Source organism: Bacillus cereus group sp. Bc061 (assembly GCF_027715825.1).
GTDB classification, from domain to species: domain Bacteria; phylum Bacillota; class Bacilli; order Bacillales; family Bacillaceae_G; genus Bacillus_A; species Bacillus_A paranthracis.
The window spans coordinates 203,386-229,592 of the sequence record NZ_JAQFTZ010000005.1; the positions used below are offsets into that span (position 1 = coordinate 203,386).

Here is a 26,207-nt window from a genome sequence, read left to right on the forward strand (position 1 = left end):
GAATTGTCTATTATAGGTAATAACTATTTCGTTTGAAAGAAAGGGTGGAGAAAATGAAAAATACATTATTAAAATTAGGGGTATGTGTTAGTTTGCTAGGAACAATTCCATTTGTTAGTACAATTTCTTCTGTACAAGCAGAACGAACGGTAGAGCATAAAGTAATAAAAAATGAGACAGGAACTATTTCGATTTCTCAGTTAAACAAAAATGTATGGGTTCATACGGAGTTAGGTTATTTTAGCGGAGAAGCAGTTCCTTCGAACGGTTTAGTCCTTATTACTTCTAAAGGGTTAGTACTTGTCGATTCTTCTTGGGATGATAAGTTAACGAAGGAATTAATAGAGATGGTAGAAAAGAAATTTAAGAAGCGCGTAACAGATGTCATTATTACACATGCACACGCTGATCGAATTGGTGGAATGAAAACATTGAAAGAAAGAGGCATTAAAGCGCATAGTACAGCGTTAACTGCGGAATTAGCAAAGAAAAATGGATATGAAGAACCACTTGGAGACTTACAAAGCGTTACAAATTTGAAGTTTGGAAATATGAAAGTAGAAACATTTTATCCAGGGAAGGGACATACAGAAGATAATATTGTTGTTTGGTTGCCACAATATCAAATTTTAGCTGGAGGCTGTTTAGTTAAGTCTGCGTCCTCGAAAGATTTAGGAAATGTTGCTGATGCTTATGTAAATGAATGGTCCACATCGATTGAAAATGTGCTGAAGCGATATGGAAATATAAATTTAGTAGTGCCTGGTCATGGAGAAGTAGGGGATAGAGGATTACTTTTACATACATTGGATTTGTTGAAATAAAAAAAGCGAGGAGAAACAATTTTCTCCTCGCTTTCTTCTAACTATATTTAAATGCGAAGTCCGCATACGTTACTGAGATTTTAATTCCAAGTATACAAATACCAGTACCGTCATAATTGCGATAACAACGTAAGTAGCATCAAGCATAATAAGTGTTTTTAAAGTTTCAGTCATCCTCATTCACCCCTGGCATGAAAATATAACATAATCTCTTATCAATTAAATCAGAGATTATAAAGATAACAATGTACATGAAATTTATTAAGTAGATTCTATATAAATATATCATATAAATAATGTAAACGATGTTAAGAAAGTGTAAATGTATTGTAAAGAAAGGGGTGACTCATCAGTCTATAAATTTATTTATCCCGCTTTAATGGGCAGTAAGACCCCCACCTCAAAATTCAGCGAAAGCAAAGAAGTTAGGTGGGGGATCAACTGCCCATAAAAGTCCGATTGGTTCAACTAATAATTAGTGGGGGATGCCCCCCCACTGATTAAAGTTTCACTTTATTTGTAAATACTATGTATCTCTCGTGTGCCGGATAGAACGCAGTTATAATATGTGAAAAATAGATTCATTTTGATAAATCAATCACGATGCTAGATGTTACTACATTTTCCTCTATTACTTCTACCTGTACTTGTTCATCGTTTCTCCAATTGATATTGAAGTTGTCTGTCGTATACATTTCCTTAAGAGTGACCTCTTTATATTTTTCTAAAATGCTACCTCTTTTCCCATAATAGATTCTTACAGTTGAGCTGGGACTTGGTCCTTTTGATTTTATTGTTTCTCTAAGCTCGATAATATTTATGAGATTTGGAGATTCACTTTTTTGAAAGGTAAAGGAACTGACCACTTTTTGTACCTTCTTAAAAACAGGACCATTGGATTTATTTGATATGTTAAATTCCACAACTTCAGGTACGGATTCTTTTCCTCGTAGTGTTATCGTTGCTTCATAATCGTTTTTCCAATCTACGAAAACGTTTGAGGAATCGAGGCGTTCTCCCTCATTTGCAATACTTATGTCAAAATGTTCCCATAAGCCGTATTTAATTCTGACAGGAGAGGAACCATGAGAAGAGTCTGAATCTATTTTCACTACTTTAATCGTATTTTTATTATTTGGAGAATGACTTTTTTCTAGTGTAATGTCCTGTAAATACAAAATGTAAGACAAACAGCCTACTACTAAAATAATCGAAATTACAATACGTAAGGCAGTAATTGGACGGATTCTTTTCCTTTTTTTCTTAGTGCTTTTACTATCTTGTTCAAGTTCTTTTTCAATACTCGTTTGAACTGTTACTTTTGGCGGGCAAATAAACCACCAAACGAAAGCTATAAGTAGTAAGAAAAGAGGTATTCCTTGAATAAAGAAAAATCCTTTCCAAAAATCAAGTGCAGTACTATATGGAGAATCTGTTGCCATCCCCCCTATAAAAAGTGCCACTGGACTTGCAAGTATATTTATCCCTAAACCGATCAATACGAATGAAAGATTTTTATTCCTAATTTTTCGTGCCCCAGCCATAATAAACAGAAATACTGCAATACCAAGTATAAGAAACAGTATTCCGTAATAAAACATCATATATACCATCATATTGTCCCTCCATAACTTTAATTGTACCATTAGTAAGGAAAAATTTGTGAAATGTTAGGTGGATAGGATATTTGTATTCCTTAAAAGTGTACCGATATATGATGCAAATAAATCATGTGCAAGTATGAATGCCAGGATATAGTAAAAATATTATGTCAACAATATGAACTGTCACAAATCTTTATATATTATTGTGATTGATATCACATCACTTTTTTTCAATGGATATTATGCTTAGGGTGTAATGAATGATTGGGAGAGGGTGGGATGATATGTTTTGTTATCAATGTGAGCAAACCCCAACAGGCGGATGTAAAGTAATGGGTGTTTGTGGCAAGAATGAAACGATTGCGAGTTTACAAGATACGATTGTTTTTGGGTTAAAAGGAATTGCAGCTTATCGCACACATGCTGCTCAGCTAGGGTATACGGATGCTTTTGTAGATGCTACGACGCAAGAAGCATTGTATATGACATTAACCAATTCTAACTTTAATGAACAAGAACATGTTGATATGGCTATGAAAGTTGGGAAATCAGCTTTACGGGTAATGGAGTTGCTAGATGAGGCACATACGAATCATTTTGGTGTTCCAGAGCCTGTTCAAATTACACAAAACCGTGTAGAAGGTAAAGCTATTGTAGTTACAGGCCATAATTTATTTGCGTTAGAAGAATTATTAAAACAAACAGAAGGAAAAGAAATTAATATTTATACGCATTCGGAAATGTTACCAGCACACGGGTATCCGCAGCTGAAAAAATATAAACATTTAAAAGGAAACATCGGTAAGGCATGGTATGATCAAAGACGCCTTTTTGAAAAATTTACAGGTGCCATATTAGCGACAACGAACTGTGTTATGCCAATTAAAGGATCATACTCTGATCGATTCTTTTCATATGATATTGCCGGCTTAGAGGGTGTACAAAAAATTGAAAATGATAACTTTGCATCATTGATTCAAAAAGCGCTAGAACTTCCAGAAGTACATATGGAGTCGGATGAACAGTTAGTAACAGGGTTTCATCATAATACAGTCTTATCATTAGCTCCAGAAATTATTGAGGCAGTAAAAGAAGGAAAGATTAAGCGTTTCTTTGTCATCGCAGGTTGTGATGCACCAGGAAAAGGCGGGGAATATTATCGTGAATTAGCAACGTCACTTCCGCCTGAAACAGTGATTTTAACGACTTCTTGCGGAAAGTTCCGCTTCAATGATGTGGATTACGGCGTTGTACCTGGTACCGAGATTCCGCGCTACATCGACTTAGGACAATGTAATAATTCCATTTCTACAGTGAAAATAGCGGCTGCTTTAGCTGATGCTTTCCAATGCGAAGTGAATGAATTGCCAGTAAGCATTGTCTTATCTTGGTTTGAACAAAAAGCGGTTGCTATTTTGCTTGGGCTATTTAGTCTTGGAATTCAAGATATTCGCATCGGTCCAAAGGCACCTGAATTTATTTCAGCTGGCGTGCTCGATGTATTACAAGAAACATTCGGTTTGAAATTAATTACAACTGCAGCAGAAGATATGGATATGATGTTATCGTAACAAGAGGATGATTGGTCTTATTCAGAAGAAGAGCTAGCTTATAGCGCCCCAAAACAATAATATAGAATTATTGTTTTGGGGTATTTTCTTTTCTTAGCGGGGTGGGTAGTAGTTGATTTTAGAAAAATATAAAAATCGAGTTGACATTTACAACTACTCAGTCATACAATGTAGTTGTAATAGGTGATACTGAGTAGTGTTGTTTCTTAAAAAACTTTTCACTAAATAATAGGTAATAGCGGATTTTAGAAGAAATTTGAAAATCAGTTGACATGTACCACTACTTAGTCATACAATGTAGTTGTAATAAGTAATACTGAATAGTGTAGTTTTACTCAAAAGCTATTCAGTAAAAATTCGCCTTAGTACTCTGTAATACTGAATATAAGTCAGACAGAATAGGGGGTAAAGGAGGATCAGAACATGGAAAATTTAACTGAAATGTTGAAAGGTTCACTGGAAGGGTGTGTGCTGGAAATCATTAGTCGCCGTGAAACGTATGGTTATGAGATTACTCGCCACCTGAATGATCTTGGGTTTACAGAAGTCGTGGAAGGAACAGTCTATACTATCCTCGTACGATTGGAGAAGAAAAAGCTTGTGAATATTGAAAAGAAACCATCAGATATGGGACCGCCTCGTAAGTTTTATTCATTAAATGAAGCTGGACGTCAGGAACTTGAATTGTTTTGGAAAAAATGGGATTTTGTATCGTCAAAAATTAACGTCTTGAAGTCAAACTAGCCTCATAATATAAAATGTTTCGGCTCATATGTGGAGAGTTTCTGGTTCTGCTTTATAAAAAAAGGAGGAAAAAAAGATGTTGGAAATATTCAAAAAATTAATTGGTGATAAAAAAGAGTACAGAATGATGATGGCACGTGTTGCAGCACTGCCAGAGGACTATCAGTTTGTGTTTAAGAAAATTCAAAACTACATGTGGAATTTTTCGACCGGAAACGGGATGGATATGCTGCACATTCAGTACGAATTAATCGATTTGTTTGAAGCTGGTGCAGCGGAAGGCAGACAAGTGTTAGATATTACTGGGGAAGATGTGGCATCTTTTGCTGACGAACTAGTGGCAAACGCTAAAACGTATGTTTCTAAGTATCGTGAAGATTTGAATGAAAGTATTATGAAGAAATTGAGAAAAAAATAAATGCAACAAGTAATACCGACTGATTAGCTGGTCATAAATGTGAATTAACGCCATCGCTATTCAGTTATATTTTTAAACCACTACTAAGTAATACAGATTATCAGTGGTACTAAATAGAGGGTGCAGGTAATTTAATTTTATAAGGGGGAAAAAGTATGAGTAATGCAGCGATTTCTGTAAAAGGGTTAAAAAAAGCTTTTAGAGATAAAGAAGTCTTAAAGGGAGTGGATTTTGAGGTGCAGCGTGGAGAAATTTTCGCGCTGCTAGGCTCAAATGGAGCGGGAAAGACGACAACGGTTAACATCCTTTCGACGCTACTGAAACAAGATAGCGGTGAAGGAAGTATTTGCGGATTTGATATTAAGCGCCAACCAGATCATGTTCGTCAAAGTATCAGTTTGACAGGACAATTTGCAGCTTTAGACGGCATGCTTACCGGGAGGGAAAACTTAATCATGATTGCCAAGTTACGTGGTGTTTCCAATCCTGCTCAAGTTGCTGACGATTTGCTTGATAGATTTAGCCTGACAGATGCGGCCAATCAAAGGGCAGATCAGTATTCAGGTGGGATGAAGCGCCGGCTTGATATCGCGATGAGTTTGATCGGGGCGCCAGCAGTTATTTTTCTTGACGAACCAACGACTGGGCTTGATCCTGAAGCGCGCATTGAAGTGTGGGATACAGTTAAAGAGCTTGCTGGTGGAGGAACAACTATCTTACTAACAACCCAGTATTTAGAGGAAGCAGAACAATTAGCTGACCGTATCGCTATTTTACATGGTGGAAAAATTATTACGACAGGTACTCTTACTGAACTGAAAGAGATGTTCCCGCCAGCAAAAGTGGAGTATATCGAGAAGCAGCCTACATTGGAAGAAATATTCCTTGCGATCATTGGCAAAAAGGAGGAGATGTAAATGAAAAGCAAAACAGGGGTATTACTTGGGCGCTTAATGCGCAATATTATGCGTAGTCCAGATACAATTATTACGGTAGCGATTACACCGATTATGATGATGCTATTGTTTGTATACGTATTTGGTGGGGCTATACAAACAGGAACAGATAACTACGTCAATTATTTATTGCCAGGAATTTTGCTAATGGCTATCGCATCTGGTGTCGCTTACACTTCTGTACGATTATTTACGGATGTAAAGAGTGGGCTTATGGCACGTTTCATTACGATGCCTATTAAGCGCTCATCGATATTGTGGGCTCACGTTTTAACCTCTCTTGTTGCGAATGTACTTACTATCTTAGTTGTTATTCTTGTTGCGCTCTTAATGGGTTTCCGTTCCAGTGCGAATATTCTAGATTGGCTTGGAGTAGCTGGGATACTAGGGATGTTTACGTTAGCGCTAACATGGTTGGCTATCATTCCAGGGCTGAAAGCGAAGTCTATGGAAGGGGCGACAGCATATTCGTACCCACTCGTTTTTCTTCCATTTATTAGTTCGGCCTTCGTACCTACCGAAACGATGCCGAAAATTGTTCGTGCATTTGCTGAAAACCAGCCTGTAACTTCAATCGTGAATGCGATTCGTGCTCTTTTATATGAAGGATCTGTTGGAAGCGATATTTGGATTGCGCTCGCTTGGTGCGTAGGGATCATGATCATCTCTTACTTTTTCGCTAGTAAAGCATTTAAACGTCAGTTAGGGTAAGTGAAATAAATCGTCCGAAATAATATATATCTTTGAAAAAGCACGGAAAGATTTTCCGTGCTTTTATTATTTGTTGTGCTCTCGCTGTAGTAAATAAAATGATATTAAAAAAGGATATCTACCCAGTGACAATGGCTCACTGCTTATGGAGTGTAAAAGCACAATTGCTTTTGTAAATTCTCTAGTATTTCTTCAGGCATTTCCCTAATTGTAATATCTTTCCCTAGGAAAAGTAGCCAATTTACTATTTCCGTTACTTCATCCGAATTGTTAACATTGATAAATGTTTTTAAAATGGCTGTGGATTGGTAAGGATTTGTATAAGATATTGAAATTTTGAAAGGGTGGTATTTTTTGAATTGGGCAATTGCTTTTGGACCAAGTTCAAGTATAAGGTTAATCACTTCATCCTTCTTACTTAGTTTTTCTAAAATCTTTTTCTTATTTAGCTTTTTTTTCGTCGTGTATGGTTCGATATGGATGAGATGATCGACAGGAAACATTCTCTTCTTTTCTTCTTTTAAGTCAAAACCTTCAATGATCCATTGACTTTTTTCTTGATACAGGTGTAATAGATAAATGGAATAAGACTTGATTTCTTTCTCTTCTTTAATGGAAATCAATAAATGTCTATCCAAAAGAAGGATTTGGATGAGTTTTTCTAACATAGGGTGAGGGAGGTCAGAAAGCTCAAGTAGATCAGGGTTATATGGGTTAGTCCCTTCAAACAGCAAGAGTTGATTTAAAAGAACGATATCATCTTGCTGGGTTTCTGAGATGAGTCCTAACAGTTTTTCGGCTAAAGATTGACGACTTTTTAAATAGGGAAGTTGTTGATTTCTTGTAGCCATAAAGGCAATAAAAAGAGCTTTCACTTCGTTATCAGTAAAGCGAACAACGGGCAGGATAGAGTTATGCATAACAAAATATCCCCCAGTCCTCCCAACTTCAGCAACAAGTGGCATGCCCATAGCTTCTATTTCTCTAATGTCCCTAATAGCTGTCGATCGAGAGATGTTAAATTCTTGTATGATTTCTGAAATTGTAAAGTGGGAGCGGTTGTTGATATACCGCATAATTGTATTAATCCGTTCAACTTTTTTCATTTGGTTCTCCTAAACAGTATCATTTTTTGACATGATTTAAAGTTATTATAAACTCATCAGATGAAAAGATAAATCATTTGATTCATTTTAAAAGAAGGAAGGTTTTGAATATGAAAAATTATACGATTGAAGAAAAAGATAGCTTTATTGTGTTAGGTATTGGAACTGAAATTAAGAGTGAATATACAGATTTTGTTGGAATAAAAAAAGAAAAGGAAGACTTTTGGTCGGCTGTTAAAGAAGATGGAAGGTTGGATACTTTAAAAGCTCTAGCTACAAATGATTACATTTTTTCTGTGAGCGAAGCGGTGAATAACAAGATGATGTATTATGCGGGCGTCATGACAGAAGCACAAATAGAAGAATCTAGAGTGATTCAGTTTCCTAAGGGAGAATACTTAGTAGTAAAAGGAGAAGACAAAACAGCTGAAGAGCTAAGTAATAAGCTTACTGGTATCGCCTTCGGTCAGGCTTTACGAGAAGCAACAGATTTTGCTTATGTTGGTGGACCAAATACGACGGTTGAGATGGGGAAAAGAAACGGTTTAGTGTTTGGTGAAATGTGGATTCCGGTTGTTAGGAAGTAAATAGTTAAAAGGAGAGATGAAATTGTCCTGTATCGTTGATTTTAAAAATGTAACTACAGTTGGTTTAGAGTCTTCACCTATAGTAGAAGCGCTAGCTGGTTTACGTGCTCATGAAGCCCGTTACTTTATGAATAAATACAAGCATGAATTTATAGTTGTACCAGCTAGTGCAAGCCAGAAGACTCTTGATTATGTGAACCGCATTTTGAAGGAAGAACGTGATATTGAATTTGCGGCGAAACCTTTAGAAACATCGTATTTTCAAGTGGAAAATATTAAGTTTGCATACGTCTTTTATGAAGATGGTCTTGTGATTAACGTCATGTATACATTGGATAACCCGAAGAAGAGGGCTGTTGGATTTAAGCTTTCTGATGGAATGGAGGTACCAACAGAATTGGCAGAGAAATTTAAGTTTGCTAGGCAGAAGTCTAAATTAGCTGGAACAATTCGGGGTTCGTTTTTTGTAATTAAAGGAGAATATAGTGTAAGTTGAAGAATCCAGTCGTTTGTAGTATTTTAAAATGCACGATTATGGAATATGGAGGCTAACAATCTTGAATTGTTGGCCTTTTTTACATTCTTTTAAATAGGGAAGCGGCGCATCGCTATCAAGCTAAGAACATGTGAGATTTTATAAAGTTTTTGGTTAACCAGTAACAAATAAGAACCTAAAATCCACGTCAAGATAGTGAGGAGAGGTATGTAAAAAAATAGATTGGTTGTATGCATAATATACAACGCCTAAAAAGCTACCTTTGCTAAAAACTATTCACCCCTCACATAAATAGAAAGCATTCTTTATGTGAGGGGTTTATTCAATTTAAGTCTATAAAAATTGAATGAAAGCAATGCAAGTTCTCACTTATTTAGAATAAGAGAAAAGATGATGTTTTATTTGTTCAATAAAATAATGATGGTGTATATTATCGTTAGAGACACGACTTGCCATAATAGCGCCCTCCATTGAAGAGGCAAGGAAAGAAGCGAGCGAAATAATGTTTATCTCTTCTTTAAGTTCTTGTTTCTCTATTCCTTCTTTTATGAGAGAAGCCATTAACATTACTGTATCATCATAGCCTTTTGCTGCTGCTTTTTGTAATTCTGGAAATACTCCAGTACTTTCAATTGCGCTATTAAGCAATGGACAGCCTCCGGCGATAGGGGGGTTATTAGCTGCATCTTGATATACAAGGAAAATTGCAAGGATTTTATCGATTGCTGTCTTTTTATTTTCCATTGCTTTATGAAAATGACTCCACATAATCTCACCACTTTTGTCGTAGGCAGCAAGAACAATTTCTTCTTTATTTTTGAATCTACGATAAATAGATCCTTTCGGTAGTTCAGTGGCTGTCATTATATCCTGAATGGATGTGCGAGTTATCCCATTAGTATTAAATAAATATAAAGATGTTTCAATAATCTTTTCTTTTACTGTATCAACTTTAGTCATGCTTTATAGTCCTCCTAATAAAAACGAGCTTAATATTCCAGGTAATGTTTACCCTCTATTTCCTTGATTTTTTTGTAAGTAGAAATAAGTTTGGAACAAAAAATATCTTATCAATTCCTATCTGATGGAAACCTCAAACTGTATTATCCATACTATTCGAATGAATTTTCTGTCAAAAACAATATGACCAGTTGGTTAATTCAGTCATATCATGCAACTAATTTTACCGTATCGACATATGAGTATTATATATAATTTTAATTAATATGTTTAGCTAAAATGTTTGAACTACTCTCATTTTCACTTCGTTTAATTAGGAGATCTTGCGGTTAAAAGCCGTATCACTTCATACTATAAAAGATTAATTGTTAATAATGAATGAGTACTGGAATTTGATTGTAAATCAGGAGCTGAAATATAAATTTATTTGCTTTGTACCGTTTTGATTTTGTAAATAATTTATAAAGGGGGTTTAAAAAACTAGAAACTTATAGTATCATTAGTTTTCGGACCGAACCGTCCGGTTTGGGATTTATATAAGTATATTTAGAAGGAGAACGTTATGCAGAAAGAAAAATCAAAGATTCTAAGTAATTTCATTATGGAGGTAATAAAGTGAGCTTTATAAAAACGAATACAAAAGAACTTATTATGCTAATAGTTTATATACTGTTTGCACTACTTCAAATTGGCTTGTTCATATTATTTGGCATATCCCTTTTAACTAACAGCAACTTAGTTGAATCAGAATTTGCTCTTAGTGCCATCGGTGTGACTGTACCTGCTATTGTAGGAATCATTTTCTTTAGGAAAGAAATTATTGAAAGTTTTACTTATTTTAAAGAGAAAACAATTTTGAAAATAGTAAGCATTCCTATGGTAGTTTTACTTATGATAATTGTGGAAAATTCTATTATGCATTTTCTAAATACAGGTCAGCCAGAGAACCAAGAACAGATCCTTACAAATGGCGCAGAGATGCCTATTATATTCACATTACTTGTATTTGGGATTATAGGACCAATAATTGAAGAAATTATATTTCGCCATATATTAGTAAATCGTTTTTCGGAATATGTTGGTACTGCTATTGCATCCATCGTTTCGATTATAATTTTTACACTTCTTCACACGAACCAACTTTCGGATATTGCTATCTATTTACCTGGCGCGGTGATGCTTACTGCAGCTTATCTTATTTCTAATAGATCCCTTGCATATGTTATAGCGATACATATGTTAAACAATTTTATTCCTTTTATTTAATTGCATATGTCATAGAGAGACACATGCAGTTGAATATTATAAAAAATTAGGAGGGTGTCAAACATGATTGTAACAACAACGTCTGGAATTCAAGGTAAAGAAATTATTGACTATATTGATATTGTAAATGGTGAAGCTATTATGGGGGCCAACATTGTACGCGATTTATTCGCTTCTGTTCGTGATGTTGTCGGTGGTCGTGCTGGTTCTTATGAAAGTAAGCTAAAAGAAGCTCGTGATATCGCAATGGACGAAATGAAAGAACTTGCAAAACAAAAAGGTGCGAACGCTATCGTTGGTATTGACGTAGATTACGAAGTTGTTCGTGATGGAATGTTAATGGTTGCGGTAAGTGGTACAGCTGTACGTATATAAGTAAATAAAAAAACGGATTCCCTCCTTGGAATTTATACTTTCAGGAGGGATCCTGGTTCTGTTGCAGATTTTAAGACTAAAAACAGAAGTTGATAAATCATTGTACGTCAAAAAACCACAGTTTGGGTGTAAACTGTGGTTTTTTATATAGAGGCCCCAACACGTCCCTATTAAGCTAAGCTTATGCAACGTCAATTTTTGTTAGCTTAATAGTAGCCCTATTACAATTAAAATAATATGTCTATATTGTTTTAAGTACTTTTTTATAATAAAACTTAATCAATTTTAATATATGTTATGTATAACATATATTTATCTAAAATAAGGGGGAATATTATGACTGAAATAAACGAATCTTCAGGAAGCGATTTACAAAAAGATGTGAAGTTTTCTATTATAATCCCTGCACATAATGAAGAAAAGTACATTAGAAAATGTTTGGATTCAATTGCAAAAGCATCAGTGGCATATAAAGAGCAAACGGAAGTTATAGTTGTTTTAAATCGTTGCACAGATAAAACAGAGGAAATAGCAAAATCTTATGATTGTATTACATTAAAAAATGAAGATAAAAACTTATCTAAAATCCGAAATGCAGGGGCAGAAATAGCTAGTGGAGAAATAATCGTTACTATAGATGCTGATACGATAATGACAGAGTCTTTGTTATCTAATGTAGATAAATATTTATCTTCAGGTAAATATATTGGTGGTGGGGTGAATGGGAAGTTCGAAAGAATGTCTTTTGGAATATTCTTTTCTGCAATTCTAATTATAATTCCCTTACTTTTTAAGTACGGAGCTATATCTGTGGGGATTTTTTGGTGTTATAGAAAAGATTTTATGGCAATTAACGGATTTAATGAAAACATGCTTATGGCAGAGGATGCAGATTTCGCGAAACGCTTAAAAGAATGGGGAAAACGAAATAATAAGAAATTTGGTACCATTAAAAATGGCATGATAACTTCATGCAGAAGATTTGATACATATGGAGACTGGGCTTTACTTAAAAATCCAAAAGTAATATTAGCTTATCTAAAAGGAAATGATCAAAAATATGCAGATAAGACATATTATGATAATCAAGAAAGATAACGATGGAGAAAAGCGGCAGGAAATAGGGAGAACAGCAGATTTTTTTATACATAATGAGAGCCGAACTTAATTTAATAGATATGATAAGAAAACCATCAATTTGATTAGTCCTTTTCAAATCAATGGTTTTTATTTTTGAAATAAATATGTATTTTTTATAAAAAATATTTTTTGACCCCCATAAAACTTTGTATTCCTCCGAATATGTATAGTGAAGAAAATAAATAGAAGAAAATTGATTATGAAAGAATATTGACGTGTTAATAAAATTACTAGATTAAGTGGGGCATCCGAAATAAAAGGGTGAAATTACCAATGATATAGAGAAGAGTTATTCAAGGATTGCAGATAAAATAGAAACAGAGCAAGCAAAACAAGCGGAAGAAAATAAGAAAGTAGAGTGAAATGTAAGCCTAACTGTAAGAACGATAGAAAAGTTGGCTTTGAAAAATATGAACAACAAGAAGACAAGCCTAAAGAAACTGTGGTTGAATGGTCACTTGTTTAGTGACCATTTTTCTATTTCAAGCAGAAGGAGGGAGAGAGATTACCCGTGTTGAGTTTAGTAATGAAGATCTTAAGAAAACCGAAAATAGAAGATATCGTATGTAACATACAAAATAATGAAGAAGATAAAGAAGCTTTTATCGTACAGTATCAGCCGTTTATTAGAAAATCAATCTCGTCTGTCTGCCGCCGATATATTACAGAACAGGATGATGAATATAGTATTGGATTGTTTGCGTTTAACGAAGCAATTGAACAGTATTCATATAAAAAAGGGAAATCTTTTCTAGCGTTTGCTGATCTTCTTATAAAAAGAGATGTAATTGACTATATACGCAAGGAGTCTAAGCATAACCTTGTCTTTTTAAAAGAAGATGAGCAAGAGGAAATGTTAGAAATGCAAGTATCGCTTACGGAGTATATGAAGGAAATAGAAAATGGTAACCGTAAGGAAGAAATTCTCCATTTTCAAAGTGTGTTAGCTGAGTTTAAAATCACATTTTCAGAGCTTGCTAAAGAATCTCCTAAGCATCGTGATACGCGTGAACACTTAATAGAAATTGTAAAGATGATTATAAAAGAAGAGGAAATGATGGAGGAGCTGTTCCGGAAGAAAAAGTTACCGCTTAAACATATTGAACCGCGTGTTAGGGTAAGTCGTAAAACGTTGGAACGGCATAGAAAATATATCATTGCAATGTGTATTATCTTCGCAAACAACTATACATACATTCTTGATTATATAAGGGGAGGGAAGCATGATGAATAAAGGAATTGTGATGGATATAAAAAAACATAGCGTAGTTGTTTTAACGCCAAATGGAGAGTTTATTACGTGTAAAAGAAAAGGGGATTCTTGCATGATTGGAGAGGAAATTTCATTTGATGAGCAAGAACAAAAAGCATCGCGTTTTTCAATCCCTTATTTCTTAAAGCCGGCATCCTTACTTGTTGCTTGTTTTCTATGTGCGCTGTTATTTTTCTACAACCAACCGGAAGAAAAAGTATTCGCTTACGTCTCAGTTGATATAAATCCAAGTTTAGAAGTGAGCGTAACGAAGGATCTTCGCGTTATAGATTTACAAGCTTGTAATGATGATGGAAGACGTATTTTAAAAGAATTAAAGCAATGGGAAAATAAACAATTGCAAGAAGTAATACGTACAATTATAAAGCAGAGTCAAGAGGATAAGTATTTAACGAATGATAAGCAAGTTATGCTAACCGCTATTGCAAAGGATAAGTTGCTAGAACCGAAGTTGGAAAAGGTAATGAAAGAATTAAAGAAAGAATATGAGCTAAAACATATTACAGTCGAATATCAAAATAGCACGATGCAAGTACGAGAGAATGCTAGAAAAGCTGGAATGGGCACAGGTGTCTATATAAAGCAAGAGAATGAGAAGAACAAATCGGTTACGCCGCCCGCCACGCCGTCTAATCCGGTGGAAAACGAAGAAGAGAGGCAATCGCAGCCGGATTCATCTCCTGATGTAGCGCCAGATTTGTCTTCTGTAAAAGACAAAAAATATGAGAAGCCAGAGCATAAAGAACAAAAGAAAATAGAGGAACAGCCAACGAAGCAAATAAAAGAAAACAATGGTAGAGGATCTCAGCAAGAAAATAGAGGGAATAAGCAGGAGAATAACGGTAGGGAATCCCAACAAGGAAATAATGGGAATCAGCAAGGAAACAACGGTCGAGAATCCCAACAAGGGAATAATGGAAATCAGCAAGGAAATAACGGAAGAGGATCGCAAGGGAATAATGGGAATCAGCAAGGAAATAACGGGAGAGGATCACAAGGGAATAATGGGAATCAGCAAGGAAATAACGGGAGAGGGTCCCAAGGAAATAATGGGAATCAGCAAGGAAACAACGGAAGAGGGTCCCAAGGAAATAATGGGCACCAGCAAGGAAACAACGGAAGAGTACCCCAAGGAAATAATGGGAATCAACAAGGTGACAATGGTAGGGGATCTCAACAAGGAAATAATGGGAACCAGCAAGGTGACAATGGAAGAGGATCCCAAAAAGAAAATGTTGGGAACGAGCAAGGAAATAATGGTAGGGGATCTCAACAAGAGAATAGAGGCCACCAGCAAGGGAATGAAAAGAAGAATCAATAGAAATATAGAAGTGGGAGATTCATTTTAAAGTGAAAAGGAGTTATCTCACTATTGCGGGCAGTAAAACTCCCATCTCAAAATTTGGCTAGGGTAAAGAAGTTAGGTGGGAGTTGGGCTGCTTAAAGTTGCACTTTATTATTCTATCGTTCTATTAAGAAGGAGTATGTGAAAAATATAATGGAGAAAAACATTCAACAAGAGAAAGATAAAGTAAAACCTGTTTTTTATGATCCGAAAGGAAGAAGAAACATAGCTTTTATTTCGTTTCTATGTATTTCAATAGTTAGCGTAAGTATTGTATTTTATTTTTTCTTTCAAAGTATTTTTTCAACACCAGAAATTCCAAATATGAATACCGCTGTACAACAAGATAATAAACTTGTACCAATTAATCAAAAACTTAGTGATCAGCAGTTAAAGAAGGAAGAGTTTAAACCAAATACCGAAACGAAGGATAATAAAAATTTGGTGAATTCGCCGAAGGATAGTAAACAACGTAAAGAAGTGTATGGTTTTTATGTAAACTGGGATGAAAATAGTACCGCTTCTTTAAAAGAAAATATCGATTCATTAACCACGCTAGTACCAGAGTGGTATCATTTAAAAGCAGATTTAACGATTAGAAGTGAGATAAAACCTGAGATAGTAAAGTTAGCAGAAAAAAATCAAGTGAAAATTATGCCTTTACTAACTAACTATACTGAGGAAGCTTCTGGTCCGGATAGTGGGCTAATTCATAAGTTGCTGAATTCCTCAAATGATGTAAAGACAAAGTTTATAAATGATTTAGTAAAGCAAGTTGAAAAGAATCGATTTGCGGGTATTAATATTGACTTTGAGGCCGTACCTGAAAGTGATAGAGAAAACGTAACAAATTTTATGAAAGAACTTACTACGGTCTTTCATAAACATGATTTGCTCGTTACACAAGATGTTCCAGCTAATGATAAGGCTTTTGATTATAGTGCGTTAGCAAAAATAATAGATCGAATGATTGTAATGATGTACGATGAGCACTATGGAGCAGGAGAGCCAGGACCAATTGCTTCAAATAAATGGTTTCAACACACATTGAAAGAACTGAATATTCCGTCTAATAAACTTATAGTTGCTTTCGGTAACTATGGATATGATTGGAAAGTAAATAGTAAGGAACCGGCGAAATCTTTAACTTTTTCAGAAGTTATGGTAATGGCTCATAATTCAGATATGAATATTCAATGGGATAAGATGAGTGGAAATCCTTATTTTAGATATAAAACAGGAGATAAAGAACATACTGCTTGGTTCTTAGACGGCGTTACTCTCTATAATCAAGTGAAAATCGCAATGGACAACAAAGCAAAGGGGTTTGCGTTATGGAGATTAGGAGCAGAAGATCCTACAATATGGAAAGTTTTAAAAAATCCGATTGAGGCACAAAAAAATCCTGATGTATTACATAAAATCACTAGTTTAGATGAAGTGAATTATTCTGGACAAGGTGAAATTTTACAGATTGAGAATGAAAAGCAAAATGGATTGAGAGATTTTAAAGTAGGTAAAGATGGTTATCTTACAGATGAAGTATATCAATCCTTACCATCTGCATACGAAGTGCAACGATATGGAAAACCGAAAGGGAAACAAGTAGTACTAACATTTGATGATGGACCAGACCCGAAATATACGCCGGAAATCTTAGATATATTAAAAGAGAATAAGATCAAAGCTGCTTTTTTTGTACTTGGTGAAAACGCACAACTAAATACTAGTATTGTGAAAAGAATATACGATGAAGGGCATGAAATTGGCAATCATACTTTCAAGCATCCTAACGTAGCTGATACGTCTTTACTACGAACCAAAGTAGAACTTAATACGACGCAACGTCTGATCCAGGAAATAACTGGGCATTCTACAGTTTTGTTTAGGCCACCATACGAAGCGGATGCTAACCCGGATTCCTCAAATGAAATATTGCCTATTTTACGGGCACAAAATATGAACTATACAATGGTAGCAGAAAAAGTGGATCCTGAGGACTGGGCAACACCATCAACAAATGAATTAGTAAAGCGTGCTCTTAATCCCGTTTATAAGGGAGAGGGAAATATTATTCTTCTCCATGATGCGGGAGGGAATCGTACCCATACGGTAGAGGCGTTGCCGATCATTATTAAAGACTTAAAAAAGCATGGATATAGTTTTGTAACAATTTCAGATTTAATGAATAAAGAACGTGATGAAATTATGCCTCCTGTTTCTTCTGAGGGGAAGCAATATTTACTTTACAATAAAGCTGTCTTTTCAGGGGCGGGATACTTTAAACATATATTAACAACTATTTTTTATATCGCTATTGGATTAGGGATTTTTCGATTCTTATTCTTAATTTATTTTGCATGGAAGCAGAAAAGAAAAACGCTACCTCACACTATTCATTCGTCCTATCAACCTTTTGTTAGTGTTGTCATAGCAGCATATAATGAAGAAAAGGTGATAGCTAAGACGATTCGCTCAATTTTGGATAGTAAGTATGGAGAATTTGAAGTTATTGTTGTGGATGACGGATCGACAGATGGTACGTCAAAAGTAATGCAAGAAACATTTTATAAACACTCTAAAGTTCGTTTCATTCAGAAAGAAAACGGCGGGAAATCATCGGCAATGAACTTAGGGTTTCAACAATCGCGAGGAGAGATTATTGTCACTTTAGATGCGGATACTATTATTGCGCAAGACGCCATTTCCCTCATGGTTAGACACTTTGAAGATCAAAATGTAGCAGCAGTTTCAGGTAATGTTAAAGTGGGGAATAGACGAAACTTGTTAACTACTTGGCAACATGTTGAATATATAACAGGATTTAATTTAGAACGTAGAGCTTTTGATGAATTAAATTGTATTACAGTAGTTCCAGGGGCTATTGGGGCGTGGCGTAAGAAGAATGTAGTTGAATCGGGATATTTAAGCGAAGATACATTAGCAGAAGATACAGATCTTACTATTACATTTTTACGTCAAGGACATAGAATTGTATATGAAGAAAAAGCGTATGCTTTTACGGAGTCACCTGAAGATGTGAAAAGTCTCATTAAACAGCGATATCGTTGGTCATATGGTACACTCCAATGTCTTTGGAAACATCGAAAAGCGTTATGTAATTCAAAGCATAAAACGTTAGGATTTATTGCATTGCCTAACATGTGGTTATTCCAATATGTTTTGCAATTCATTGCTCCTTTTGCAGATATATTAATGATTATGGGGTTATTTAGTAGTGATCCGCTAAAAGTTTTAGGATTTTATTTTGTATTCTTTTTAATGGATCTTCTCGCATCTCTATTTGCATTTAAATTAGAGGAAGAGAATCCGAAACCATTAGTATGGTTAATTTTACAACGCTTTATTTATCGTCAATTTATGACTTATGTTGTCGTTAAATCTATATTCTCATCGATTCGAGGAGTAGCGGTAGGTTGGAATAAGCTAAAGAGAATAGGAAGTGTAAAACATTCCACGGAACATAAGGAGGCATCTTAAGAGAGCAGGTTATCTGCTCTCTTTTTTATTGATTTAGTGAGCTGAGTGTAGAGTACATACATCTGTATCTATAAGAGTTCTAATAGTGAGACATTATGTGAAGATACTCCTTTAGTTTCGAGAAAAAGTTTTTTTATATTTTTTTAAAATGACGGACATAAAATCGTATATACCTTCGAATTATATATATGGATAACATAAATATGTATATAAAAGGGGAGCAATAAGATGAAAGAACAAAAAGAAATGTTTGAAGAAATCTCTGAAGTACTAAAGGTATTGGCGCATCCTGTTCGTTTATCATTAGTAAAAATAATGCTTGCAAAAGGTCCTACTAATGTAACAACAATGTATGGGGATTTGGAAATGCCTCAAAGTACAATTAGTCAACATTTATCTAAACTAAAAGCTGCTAAAATGGTTACAGGTACTCGGAAAGGATTAGAAATTTATTATGAAGTAACTGACAATCGCACAAAATCAATATTAGCATGTTTAGTTTAAATGCTGACTTCTATTTCAAAATAAGAAACGCTATTCTTTTCTATGATTTTACAGAGAGAATAGCGTTTTTTATTTTTAAGGAGTATCTTTTTATTAGCTTGATGGTGATATGGTATTATCTCTAAAATAAAAAAATATTGATTTCGCTTTTATTCTTTCTCAGGAGTTTGAGCTCAAAAGGCCGACTATCACTTTGTTTCCAATGCAGTGGACAGTGGAAGAACTTATATTTTTGAATAGAGGGAATTATATGTTTTTGATATATTAATAGTTAGGAACCACAAATAAGGGGTGAAGATATAGAAATGGAATTATTTGATTACTATAAACGAAAAGGAAAGTTGAAACTGTTAATTGGGACGGGTATTTTTATTCTTGCTTTATGCGCTGTATATGAAGATTGGGGACATATTAATTGGGGGCAGTTTATCTTTTTTGTTATCGCTGCTTCTATCTTTTTTGGGATTGGATTTTGGCAGTTAAGAAAAGGAAAGTTGATACAAAAGAATATGATAAAAAGTAATGCAACATTTTGGGATGTTGATACTTTGGTTGTATTAGAATTACCAAAACGAAACAAGCAATTTGGTCTATATCATCCTGATGGTAAGTATATAGCAGGAACAAAGATGGTTTCATCAAATATTCTTTTTTCAGTAATACCCTTTTTACATAATAAAGATGTTTACGGATTAGAAACGAGTAGCGGGGAAATTCTAGCTTATTTTCATACTGAAGTGGACGGATATGATTGGGTAGTCTATGATTCAAATTATAATCAGATTGGTATGTTTAAAGAAAAAATGATACAAGGATTTACTATGATACGAGGTACTTTGATGACAGATAAAGCCACAAAATTGTCAGATGTAGAAGTTGAGTTTGATTTTATTCAAAGTACTCTCCGTACAATAGATGGACGTACATTAGTAATTGGTAAGCAGGGATATATGCCTATAGAATGGAGTGAAAGGTTTATGGGTTTAAATGTACCTACTATTACCTTAGGTTCTAATGCGTCTAATAACGAAAAAATTCTCGGTTTAGGTGTGCTCCTTTATAGTTTACGTACAATTGAGATTAGAAAAAGTCGGGCAAGTGTTTAATGAGGTAGAAGTAGTGTTTATATGCGAAATTGTATAGAAATCTCATTTTTCTAATTATATCTTTTTAGATCGATGGATGTGGGGTCACGTCCATCAATCTAAGAAAACAAGTTAGCCCAAAAACGATAAAAATAAAATTTATAAAAACACAAAATATAAACATTGAGGATTAAACAAAGTATATAGTGCCTTTTTAGTCATGTAATCTTTTGAGCTGATGATCTTTTCCCCATTCAAATAGTTCATTCATAATTTGCATTAAAGATTTCCCGTATTCGCTTATTGTGTACTCAACCTTTGGTGGTACTTCTTGATATACAGTACGATGGATAATCCCATCAGCTTCAAGTTGCCGAAGTTGTTGAGTCAGAACTTTTTGCGTAATGTTTGGGATTTCTCGTCGGATTTCATTTGTTCGCATTTTTCCATCCATCAAAACACATAAAATATGAACTTTCCATTTTCCACCGATTACATCGAGCGTCGTTGCAATTGGACAGTTATCATTTTGATTCATATAACACCTCCAAAGGTACCTCAAGGTTCCTATAGCACCTGAAAGTACGTACTTTTCAATTATATGTAATGCATTCATACTAATATGTAAAGGATTGATTCATTTATAAAGGGGATGGAAAATGATGAGAACACTTGTAATTGTAGCACACCCTCATATTGAAAAATCAAAAATTAATAAAAGATGGATAGAAGAACTTGAGAAACATTCAGATGAAATTACGGTGCATGAATTATATAAAGTGGCACCAAACTGGGAGTTTAATATTGAAGAAGAGCAAAAGTTATTAGTAGAACATGACAGATATATATTTCAATTTCCGCTTTACTGGTACAGCACACCGCCATTATTAAAAAAATGGTTTGATGATGTATTAACATATGGATTTGCATACGGATCAAAAGGGGATAAAGTGAAGGGAAAAGAGTTTGGTGTAGCAGTTTCTATAGGTGGATTAGAAAAAGATTATGAAAATAGCGGAATTACGATGGATGAGTTGACGAAACCATTCCAAGCTACATGCTTATATACAGGTATGGAATTTATACCTTCATTTTATTTATATGGTGCAGAATATAAACTAAGTGATGAAGAGATTGATAAAAGTGCACCTGAGTATGTGCAATATGTGATGAACAAGAAGTATTCTAATATATAAGAGGAAATAGCCATTTACTTGTGAAGTAAATGGCTATTTTATATTCTTATTATATTCACTAAGTATAATCTTTAGTAAATTAATAGTTAATCTGGTAAAATAAAAAACCTAACATATATAAAGGGGAGTTTTACTTGAGAACGATGCAAAAATTATTACAAAAAAGAGCAATGCAATCACCAAATTTGGAAGCGCTTGTAGGCGGAGGGAAAAGATATTCGTTTCAGCAATATAATGAACGAGTAAATCAGCTTGCACATTATTTATTACATAATGGTGTGCAAAGAGGAGATCGTATAGGAATACTATGCAAAAATAATCACCCATTTCCAAGCGTTATGATGGCAAGTTTAAAAATTGGAGCGGTATGTATTCCGCTAAATCATCAGCTTACTGTATATGAATTAGAAACGATTGTAAAAGAAGCGAAATTAAAAGTGTTAGTTATTGATGAAGAATTTAGTGAAGTGTTATTAAATGTTGATGCTGTTAAAGAAATTCCTTATGTAATTCAAACGACAAAAGAAGGCTTTGGTTCATTTGAATTAGAGTTGCAAAAACAGCCAATGACAGAACCGAACGTAGAAGTTCATGAAGAAGACGATGCCATTTATTTATTTACTTCAGGAACGACTGGACAGGCAAAAGCATGTGTAATTGGTCATAAAAACTTACATCATTATTTTGATGAGATTGCAGGACAAAGAGAAATTCCAGCAGGTGAACGCTTTTTATCCGTGCATCCATTATTTCATATGAGTGGCGTGCTTTCTATTTTAAATTGTATTTATCATGGTGTTACGATGATCTTCTTAGCTGATTCGAATCCTACTCTTATTTGGGATAAGATTGAAGAAGAGAAAATTACTACGATGCTTGCATTCCCAGCTGTTTATAGCTATATGCTTGATGAACTAAATAAAAAAGAACGTAACATCTCTACTTTTAAAGTAGCACAAAGCGGTGGAACAAAAGTGCCAGAAACACTCATCCAAAAATATATGGAAAAAGGAATCTATATGGTGCAAGGCTATGGTAGTACAGAAGGTTGGGTTGTAACATCATGGCATCCAATGATGGGAAAAGAAAAGATGTCTTCTGTTGGAAAAGCCTTGAAAAATGTAGAGGTGAAAATTGTTCATCCAGAAACAGGACATGAACTTAAAGCAAATGAAGTTGGAGAGATTCATGTAAGAAGTCCATACATGTTTAAAGGGTATTGGAATAATGAAAAGGCGACAAAGAAGGTAGTAAAAGATAATTGGTTTAACATGGGCGATGCTGGCATGATAGATGACGACGGATTCTTGCATATTATGGGAAGATATAAAGACGTTATTATACGCGGTGGTGACAATGTATATCCAGACCAAGTAGAAGATGTTATTCATGAAATACATGGTGTTTTAGAAGTTGCAGTAGTTGGAGTTCCAGATGGATTTTGGGGAGAGATTCCGACAGCGTACATTGTAAAAGACATGCAAACGTTTTTAACGGAAGAAGAAATTATACAGTATTGTAAAGAAAAACTAGCAAGCTATAAAATACCCAAAGTTGTATTTATGAACAAATTACCGAAAAATGCTTTAGGGAAAGTACTGAAAAGGGAATTAAGAGAAAATATACTTGTAAAATAAAAACGATTAAATGATGAGGAATCCAGTTATGTATAAAGCATAACTGGATTTTTTGTTTATGATTTTGTTGGTGGATATTGTAAATATTTAAAACCTTTTATGTTTTTTTAGTGTAATATTGAAAATAAAGGGAGCTAACTAATTTCAGTACTAGGGGGAGAAACTATGGCTATAAAATTAGAAACTGAGCATTTATGTATAGAACCTTTTACTAATGATGACGTGTTTAGAATTAAAGAGTTAGCTAATGATAAGGAATTAGCTAACATCCTTGGGCTTCCACACCCATATAAATTAGAGTTCGCGCAAGATTGGGTTGATATGCAACCAGAACTTATAAGGAAAGGAATCGAATATCCTTTAGGAATTGTCTCTAAAGAATCGAGAGAAATTGTAGGTACAATTACACTAAGAATTGACAAGGGTAACAATAGAGGTGAACTTGGTTATTGGATTGGTAAGAATTATTGGGGAAAGGGTTTTGCAACTGAGGCTGTAAACAGAATGATTCAATTTGGCTTTATCGAATTAGGTTTAAATAAAATTTGGGCATCTGCCATTTCTAGAAACCGATCATCGATTAAGGTGTTGGAGAAGTCGGGCTTACGTAAAGAAGGCACGTTGAGACAAAATAGACTTTTATTAAATACATATGAAGATGTTGATGTGTATGGAATATTAAAGACAGAATACAAGGTTTTAAATAGATAAGATTGGTAGTATGATGACAAAAGGAAACCCTTTAGAACAGGGTTTCCTTTTGTATTTTAATAGAACCTTGTTTATCAAAAACATAATAATTTACTAGATTTTGTATTTTGTGTAAGATAATAAAGAATATTCAAATATTAATCAAGGGAAGAGATGTAAATGAAGCTGCCGCTATTACAGGTAGAGACAGAGAGACTGATGATCCGTCCGTTCCAAAATGATGATTATGAAAGTTGGTTAGATGGATTTCATAAGAGGTTACCATCGCAGTATAAATATGACGATGGTTATCAAGTTATGGCATCATCAACGAAAGAATGGTTCACGGAATGGATTAGAGGCTTTGATGAAGCAGCACATCGAGATGAGATGTACGTATTAGGTATTTTTCGTAAAGAAGACGGAGCTAATATTGGTAAGCTAGAGCTGATTAAAATTTTACGTATGGACTATCAATGGGCGATGATGGGATATTCCATACATAATCAATACTGGAAAAACGGATATGGCATAGAAAGTGTGAAAGCTGCAGTATCGTTATTTTTTAATCGTCTTCATTTTCATAGAATCGAATTACATATACATGTTGGTAATGAACCATCCGTTCGTCTTGCGGAAAGAGCCGGTTTTTCTTTTGAATGCAAGAGAGAGGCGTTTTCATTAGAGAATGGTAAGTGGATGGATTTTCTTATTTATTTTAAAAATAAGGAGATGAATATATGAGAGTTCTAATTACAGGTGGAAATCGCGGATTAGGGTTACAGTTAGTAAAAGTGTTTCATGAAAATGGACATATCGTTTATCCGTTAGTTAGAACTGAGGTTGCGTTAACACAATTGAAGAAAATGTTTAGTTGCAGATGTTTTCCTATATTGGCAGACTTATCGGTTGATGAGAGTACGGAGCAAATGAAAAACCAGCTTGAGGAATATACAGAGTATATTGATCTAGTTATAAATAACGCAGGAATTACTGGAAAGGAGACTGAGGTTTTACATACGAATTCAGAAGAGTTAACGGACTTATTTAATATTCATTGCTTAGGTGTAATTCGAGCTGTAAAAGGTACATATGTGGCTTTAGCTAAATCGGATCATCCGAGAATCATAAATGTGTCCTCTCGGTTAGGTTCATTGCATAAAATGGCCAACAAAGAGTTTCCGCAAGGCCATTTCTCATATTCATATCGAATTGCTAAAGCTGCACAAAATATGCTAACACTCTGTTTACAACAAGAGTTTGAGGATAAAGGAATTCGTGTAACTGCTATTCACCCTGGAAAATTAAAGACTGAAATTGGTGCTTTTGATGCGAATATGACCCCGGCTGAAGGAGCAAAAAATATATATGATTGGATAATAGATTCAAATGAGGATGTTTCAGGGAAGTTTATTGAGCCAGGTGTAGGTGAATTAAAGTGGTGATATACGATCTTGCAATCATTCAGAATTTGTTTGGCCCTTCTAAAAAAGTATTAAATGGCTTACCAAATGCAGTAACGATTGAAGAAATCGAAGAAGACGTTTTGTATAACGTACAAACATATAAAGAAAAGATAAGTAGATTTGAAGAGGTTTGTTTTAATTGGGAGTTAAAAAGAGCGAGTATTGTATTAAACAAAAGGTTTAGTAGTTATAACTCAAGTGTGAGAGTGTTACTTGATGCCGGTTTTTCTTTGCACGCAGCAAAGATAGAAGTATGTAGAGAATTGAACAATATAGAAGAACTTGAAAGACAATATACATATCGATCAATAGCAGAAGGAACGTTATCGGAAAAAGAATTTAAATATATTTGGGAACAATGTATGTCGGGTTCAGGGAATCAAACTTCAATTTTAACTATCGATGAACATTTTTATTCCGTACAAACAGAGTTAGGTAAGGGTTGGGAAAAGTCATGTATTGTTTTTTATGATAAAAATGAGCCGATTGGTATGTCCATACCGCATATAGAAACTGGAACAGAAAGTGAAGGACGATTATTTTATTTTGGGGTAATGCCTTATTATCGGGGGAAAGGAATTGCTTCCCGGCTGCATCTTCAATCTTTACATATGTTAAAGGAAATAGGGGCTACTTATTACATCGGAAGCACACATACTTCAAATGAAAAGATGCAGAGAATATTTTGGAGAAATAATTGTTCGTTGAAAACGGAGATAGAGCTTTATTATAAAATTTTTAAAGAAGGTTAG

Annotated in this window: 26 protein-coding genes; 22 read left to right on the forward strand and 4 right to left on the reverse strand. The window is 34.5% G+C overall.

Features of this window, described 5'->3' with window-relative positions; genetic code table 11:
* Positions 1-53 precede the first annotated feature (53 nt).
* Positions 54-824, forward strand: coding sequence for a BcII family subclass B1 metallo-beta-lactamase (bla2, locus tag PDQ40_RS18885; RefSeq protein WP_270691577.1), 771 nt, complete (start codon positions 54-56; stop codon positions 822-824).
* A gap of 581 nt (positions 825-1,405) precedes the next feature.
* Here bla2 and PDQ40_RS18890 read toward each other — a convergent pair.
* On the reverse strand, positions 1,406-2,437 hold the full coding sequence (locus PDQ40_RS18890; protein WP_061536207.1) for a hypothetical protein: 1,032 nt from the start codon (positions 2,435-2,437) through the stop codon (positions 1,406-1,408).
* A 275-nt stretch (positions 2,438-2,712) separates the two neighbouring features.
* Between PDQ40_RS18890 and hcp the strand changes: the two genes are divergently transcribed.
* From hcp to PDQ40_RS18915, 5 genes are all read left to right on the forward strand, one after another.
* Positions 2,713-3,999: a hydroxylamine reductase gene (hcp, locus tag PDQ40_RS18895; RefSeq protein WP_098921919.1), complete on the forward strand. Its 1,287-nt coding sequence runs from the start codon at positions 2,713-2,715 to the stop codon at positions 3,997-3,999.
* Positions 4,000-4,422: 423 nt separating this feature from the next.
* Positions 4,423-4,743 carry a PadR family transcriptional regulator gene (locus tag PDQ40_RS18900; RefSeq protein ID WP_000429483.1) on the forward strand — a complete coding sequence of 107 codons (321 nt, stop codon included), beginning with the start codon at positions 4,423-4,425 and terminating at the stop codon, positions 4,741-4,743.
* 76 nt (positions 4,744-4,819) lie between these two features.
* The gene (locus PDQ40_RS18905; RefSeq protein WP_000889650.1) at positions 4,820-5,161 is read left to right on the forward strand and encodes a DUF1048 domain-containing protein; all 342 of its coding nucleotides are present in this window, start codon (positions 4,820-4,822) and stop codon (positions 5,159-5,161) included.
* A gap of 155 nt (positions 5,162-5,316) precedes the next feature.
* On the forward strand, positions 5,317-6,078 hold the full coding sequence (locus PDQ40_RS18910; RefSeq protein WP_000063321.1) for an ABC transporter ATP-binding protein: 762 nt from the start codon (positions 5,317-5,319) through the stop codon (positions 6,076-6,078).
* The gene (locus tag PDQ40_RS18915; protein ID WP_000837823.1) at positions 6,079-6,828 is read left to right on the forward strand and encodes an ABC transporter permease; all 750 of its coding nucleotides are present in this window, start codon (positions 6,079-6,081) and stop codon (positions 6,826-6,828) included. It begins immediately after the preceding gene.
* A 143-nt stretch (positions 6,829-6,971) separates the two neighbouring features.
* Here the strand turns inward: PDQ40_RS18915 and PDQ40_RS18920 are convergent, their stop codons facing one another.
* On the reverse strand, positions 6,972-7,934 hold the full coding sequence (locus PDQ40_RS18920) for a helix-turn-helix transcriptional regulator (protein WP_270691578.1): 963 nt from the start codon (positions 7,932-7,934) through the stop codon (positions 6,972-6,974).
* Between the two features lie 110 nt (positions 7,935-8,044).
* Between PDQ40_RS18920 and PDQ40_RS18925 the strand changes: the two genes are divergently transcribed.
* Together PDQ40_RS18925 and PDQ40_RS18930 are read left to right on the forward strand one after the other, a co-directional pair.
* The gene (locus tag PDQ40_RS18925; RefSeq protein WP_171484361.1) at positions 8,045-8,521 is read left to right on the forward strand and encodes a GyrI-like domain-containing protein; all 477 of its coding nucleotides are present in this window, start codon (positions 8,045-8,047) and stop codon (positions 8,519-8,521) included.
* 16 nt (positions 8,522-8,537) lie between these two features.
* Positions 8,538-9,017, forward strand: coding sequence for a hypothetical protein (locus PDQ40_RS18930; protein ID WP_025991629.1), 480 nt, complete (start codon positions 8,538-8,540; stop codon positions 9,015-9,017).
* A gap of 369 nt (positions 9,018-9,386) precedes the next feature.
* Here the strand turns inward: PDQ40_RS18930 and PDQ40_RS18935 are convergent, their stop codons facing one another.
* Positions 9,387-9,977, reverse strand: a complete 591-nt coding sequence (locus PDQ40_RS18935; protein WP_000169674.1) for a TetR/AcrR family transcriptional regulator — start codon at positions 9,975-9,977, stop codon at positions 9,387-9,389.
* 615 nt (positions 9,978-10,592) lie between these two features.
* Here PDQ40_RS18935 and PDQ40_RS18940 point away from each other — a divergent pair.
* The 8 genes from PDQ40_RS18940 (at position 10,593) to PDQ40_RS18975 (ending at position 20,487) form a co-directional block, all read left to right on the forward strand.
* Positions 10,593-11,243 carry a CPBP family glutamic-type intramembrane protease gene (locus PDQ40_RS18940; protein WP_000008257.1) on the forward strand — a complete coding sequence of 217 codons (651 nt, stop codon included), beginning with the start codon at positions 10,593-10,595 and terminating at the stop codon, positions 11,241-11,243.
* Positions 11,244-11,306: 63 nt separating this feature from the next.
* Positions 11,307-11,618 carry a YbjQ family protein gene (locus tag PDQ40_RS18945; protein WP_000637502.1) on the forward strand — a complete coding sequence of 104 codons (312 nt, stop codon included), beginning with the start codon at positions 11,307-11,309 and terminating at the stop codon, positions 11,616-11,618.
* Between the two features lie 336 nt (positions 11,619-11,954).
* Positions 11,955-12,716: a glycosyltransferase gene (locus tag PDQ40_RS18950; protein ID WP_000136100.1), complete on the forward strand. Its 762-nt coding sequence runs from the start codon at positions 11,955-11,957 to the stop codon at positions 12,714-12,716.
* Positions 12,717-13,269: 553 nt separating this feature from the next.
* A complete protein-coding gene (gene sigI, locus PDQ40_RS18955; protein ID WP_013246469.1) occupies positions 13,270-13,992 on the forward strand; it encodes an RNA polymerase sigma factor SigI in 723 nt (240 codons plus the stop codon).
* Positions 13,982-15,352 (forward strand): anti-sigma-I factor RsgI, encoded by a 1,371-nt coding sequence (rsgI, locus tag PDQ40_RS18960; protein WP_270691580.1) that lies wholly within the window; start codon positions 13,982-13,984, stop codon positions 15,350-15,352. The genes sigI and rsgI overlap by 11 nt, the downstream gene beginning before the upstream one ends.
* Before the next feature lie 177 nt (positions 15,353-15,529).
* Positions 15,530-18,877 carry a glycosyltransferase gene (locus PDQ40_RS18965; protein ID WP_242216324.1) on the forward strand — a complete coding sequence of 1,116 codons (3,348 nt, stop codon included), beginning with the start codon at positions 15,530-15,532 and terminating at the stop codon, positions 18,875-18,877.
* Positions 18,878-19,105: 228 nt separating this feature from the next.
* Positions 19,106-19,381: an ArsR/SmtB family transcription factor gene (locus PDQ40_RS18970; RefSeq protein WP_000662957.1), complete on the forward strand. Its 276-nt coding sequence runs from the start codon at positions 19,106-19,108 to the stop codon at positions 19,379-19,381.
* Positions 19,382-19,686: 305 nt separating this feature from the next.
* Entirely contained in the window at positions 19,687-20,487 is an 801-nt protein-coding gene (locus tag PDQ40_RS18975; RefSeq protein ID WP_000418468.1) for a hypothetical protein, read from the forward strand.
* A gap of 193 nt (positions 20,488-20,680) precedes the next feature.
* On the opposite strand, the gene PDQ40_RS18980 is transcribed toward PDQ40_RS18975, so the two are convergent.
* The gene (locus tag PDQ40_RS18980) at positions 20,681-21,004 is read right to left on the reverse strand and encodes a winged helix-turn-helix transcriptional regulator (RefSeq protein WP_001072984.1); all 324 of its coding nucleotides are present in this window, start codon (positions 21,002-21,004) and stop codon (positions 20,681-20,683) included.
* A 124-nt stretch (positions 21,005-21,128) separates the two neighbouring features.
* Between PDQ40_RS18980 and PDQ40_RS18985 the strand changes: the two genes are divergently transcribed.
* The 6 genes from PDQ40_RS18985 (at position 21,129) to PDQ40_RS19010 (ending at position 26,207) form a co-directional block, all read left to right on the forward strand.
* Entirely contained in the window at positions 21,129-21,662 is a 534-nt protein-coding gene (locus PDQ40_RS18985; RefSeq protein WP_002156901.1) for an NAD(P)H-dependent oxidoreductase, read from the forward strand.
* A gap of 134 nt (positions 21,663-21,796) precedes the next feature.
* A complete protein-coding gene (locus tag PDQ40_RS18990) occupies positions 21,797-23,299 on the forward strand; it encodes a class I adenylate-forming enzyme family protein (protein ID WP_270691583.1) in 1,503 nt (500 codons plus the stop codon).
* Positions 23,300-23,464: 165 nt separating this feature from the next.
* Entirely contained in the window at positions 23,465-24,010 is a 546-nt protein-coding gene (locus PDQ40_RS18995; protein WP_048550366.1) for a GNAT family N-acetyltransferase, read from the forward strand.
* A gap of 159 nt (positions 24,011-24,169) precedes the next feature.
* Complete coding sequence (locus PDQ40_RS19000) at positions 24,170-24,733, forward strand: GNAT family N-acetyltransferase (protein ID WP_061536200.1); 564 nt, start codon at positions 24,170-24,172, stop codon at positions 24,731-24,733.
* A complete protein-coding gene (locus tag PDQ40_RS19005; protein WP_214328242.1) occupies positions 24,730-25,434 on the forward strand; it encodes an SDR family NAD(P)-dependent oxidoreductase in 705 nt (234 codons plus the stop codon). The genes PDQ40_RS19000 and PDQ40_RS19005 overlap by 4 nt, the downstream gene beginning before the upstream one ends.
* Positions 25,431-26,207 carry a GNAT family N-acetyltransferase gene (locus PDQ40_RS19010; RefSeq protein WP_157829371.1) on the forward strand — a complete coding sequence of 259 codons (777 nt, stop codon included), beginning with the start codon at positions 25,431-25,433 and terminating at the stop codon, positions 26,205-26,207. The genes PDQ40_RS19005 and PDQ40_RS19010 overlap by 4 nt, the downstream gene beginning before the upstream one ends.

Bases quoted from the DNA above. Each gene is read 5' to 3' on its own strand.
- bla2 (WP_270691577.1), top strand. From the start codon at position 54: ATGAAAAATACATTATTAAAATTAGGGGTATGTGTTAGTTTGCTAGGA.
- PDQ40_RS18890 (WP_061536207.1), bottom strand. From the start codon at position 2,437: ATGGTATATATGATGTTTTATTACGGAATACTGTTTCTTATACTTGGT.
- hcp (WP_098921919.1), top strand. From the start codon at position 2,713: ATGTTTTGTTATCAATGTGAGCAAACCCCAACAGGCGGATGTAAAGTA.
- PDQ40_RS18900 (WP_000429483.1), top strand. From the start codon at position 4,423: ATGGAAAATTTAACTGAAATGTTGAAAGGTTCACTGGAAGGGTGTGTG.
- PDQ40_RS18905 (WP_000889650.1), top strand. From the start codon at position 4,820: ATGTTGGAAATATTCAAAAAATTAATTGGTGATAAAAAAGAGTACAGA.
- PDQ40_RS18910 (WP_000063321.1), top strand. From the start codon at position 5,317: ATGAGTAATGCAGCGATTTCTGTAAAAGGGTTAAAAAAAGCTTTTAGA.
- PDQ40_RS18915 (WP_000837823.1), top strand. From the start codon at position 6,079: ATGAAAAGCAAAACAGGGGTATTACTTGGGCGCTTAATGCGCAATATT.
- PDQ40_RS18920 (WP_270691578.1), bottom strand. From the start codon at position 7,934: ATGAAAAAAGTTGAACGGATTAATACAATTATGCGGTATATCAACAAC.
- PDQ40_RS18925 (WP_171484361.1), top strand. From the start codon at position 8,045: ATGAAAAATTATACGATTGAAGAAAAAGATAGCTTTATTGTGTTAGGT.
- PDQ40_RS18930 (WP_025991629.1), top strand. From the start codon at position 8,538: ATGAAATTGTCCTGTATCGTTGATTTTAAAAATGTAACTACAGTTGGT.
- PDQ40_RS18935 (WP_000169674.1), bottom strand. From the start codon at position 9,977: ATGACTAAAGTTGATACAGTAAAAGAAAAGATTATTGAAACATCTTTA.
- PDQ40_RS18945 (WP_000637502.1), top strand. From the start codon at position 11,307: ATGATTGTAACAACAACGTCTGGAATTCAAGGTAAAGAAATTATTGAC.
- PDQ40_RS18950 (WP_000136100.1), top strand. From the start codon at position 11,955: ATGACTGAAATAAACGAATCTTCAGGAAGCGATTTACAAAAAGATGTG.
- rsgI (WP_270691580.1), top strand. From the start codon at position 13,982: ATGATGAATAAAGGAATTGTGATGGATATAAAAAAACATAGCGTAGTT.
- PDQ40_RS18965 (WP_242216324.1), top strand. From the start codon at position 15,530: ATGGAGAAAAACATTCAACAAGAGAAAGATAAAGTAAAACCTGTTTTT.
- PDQ40_RS18970 (WP_000662957.1), top strand. From the start codon at position 19,106: ATGAAAGAACAAAAAGAAATGTTTGAAGAAATCTCTGAAGTACTAAAG.
- PDQ40_RS18975 (WP_000418468.1), top strand. From the start codon at position 19,687: ATGGAATTATTTGATTACTATAAACGAAAAGGAAAGTTGAAACTGTTA.
- PDQ40_RS18980 (WP_001072984.1), bottom strand. From the start codon at position 21,004: ATGAATCAAAATGATAACTGTCCAATTGCAACGACGCTCGATGTAATC.
- PDQ40_RS18985 (WP_002156901.1), top strand. From the start codon at position 21,129: ATGAGAACACTTGTAATTGTAGCACACCCTCATATTGAAAAATCAAAA.
- PDQ40_RS18995 (WP_048550366.1), top strand. From the start codon at position 23,465: ATGGCTATAAAATTAGAAACTGAGCATTTATGTATAGAACCTTTTACT.
- PDQ40_RS19000 (WP_061536200.1), top strand. From the start codon at position 24,170: ATGAAGCTGCCGCTATTACAGGTAGAGACAGAGAGACTGATGATCCGT.
- PDQ40_RS19005 (WP_214328242.1), top strand. From the start codon at position 24,730: ATGAGAGTTCTAATTACAGGTGGAAATCGCGGATTAGGGTTACAGTTA.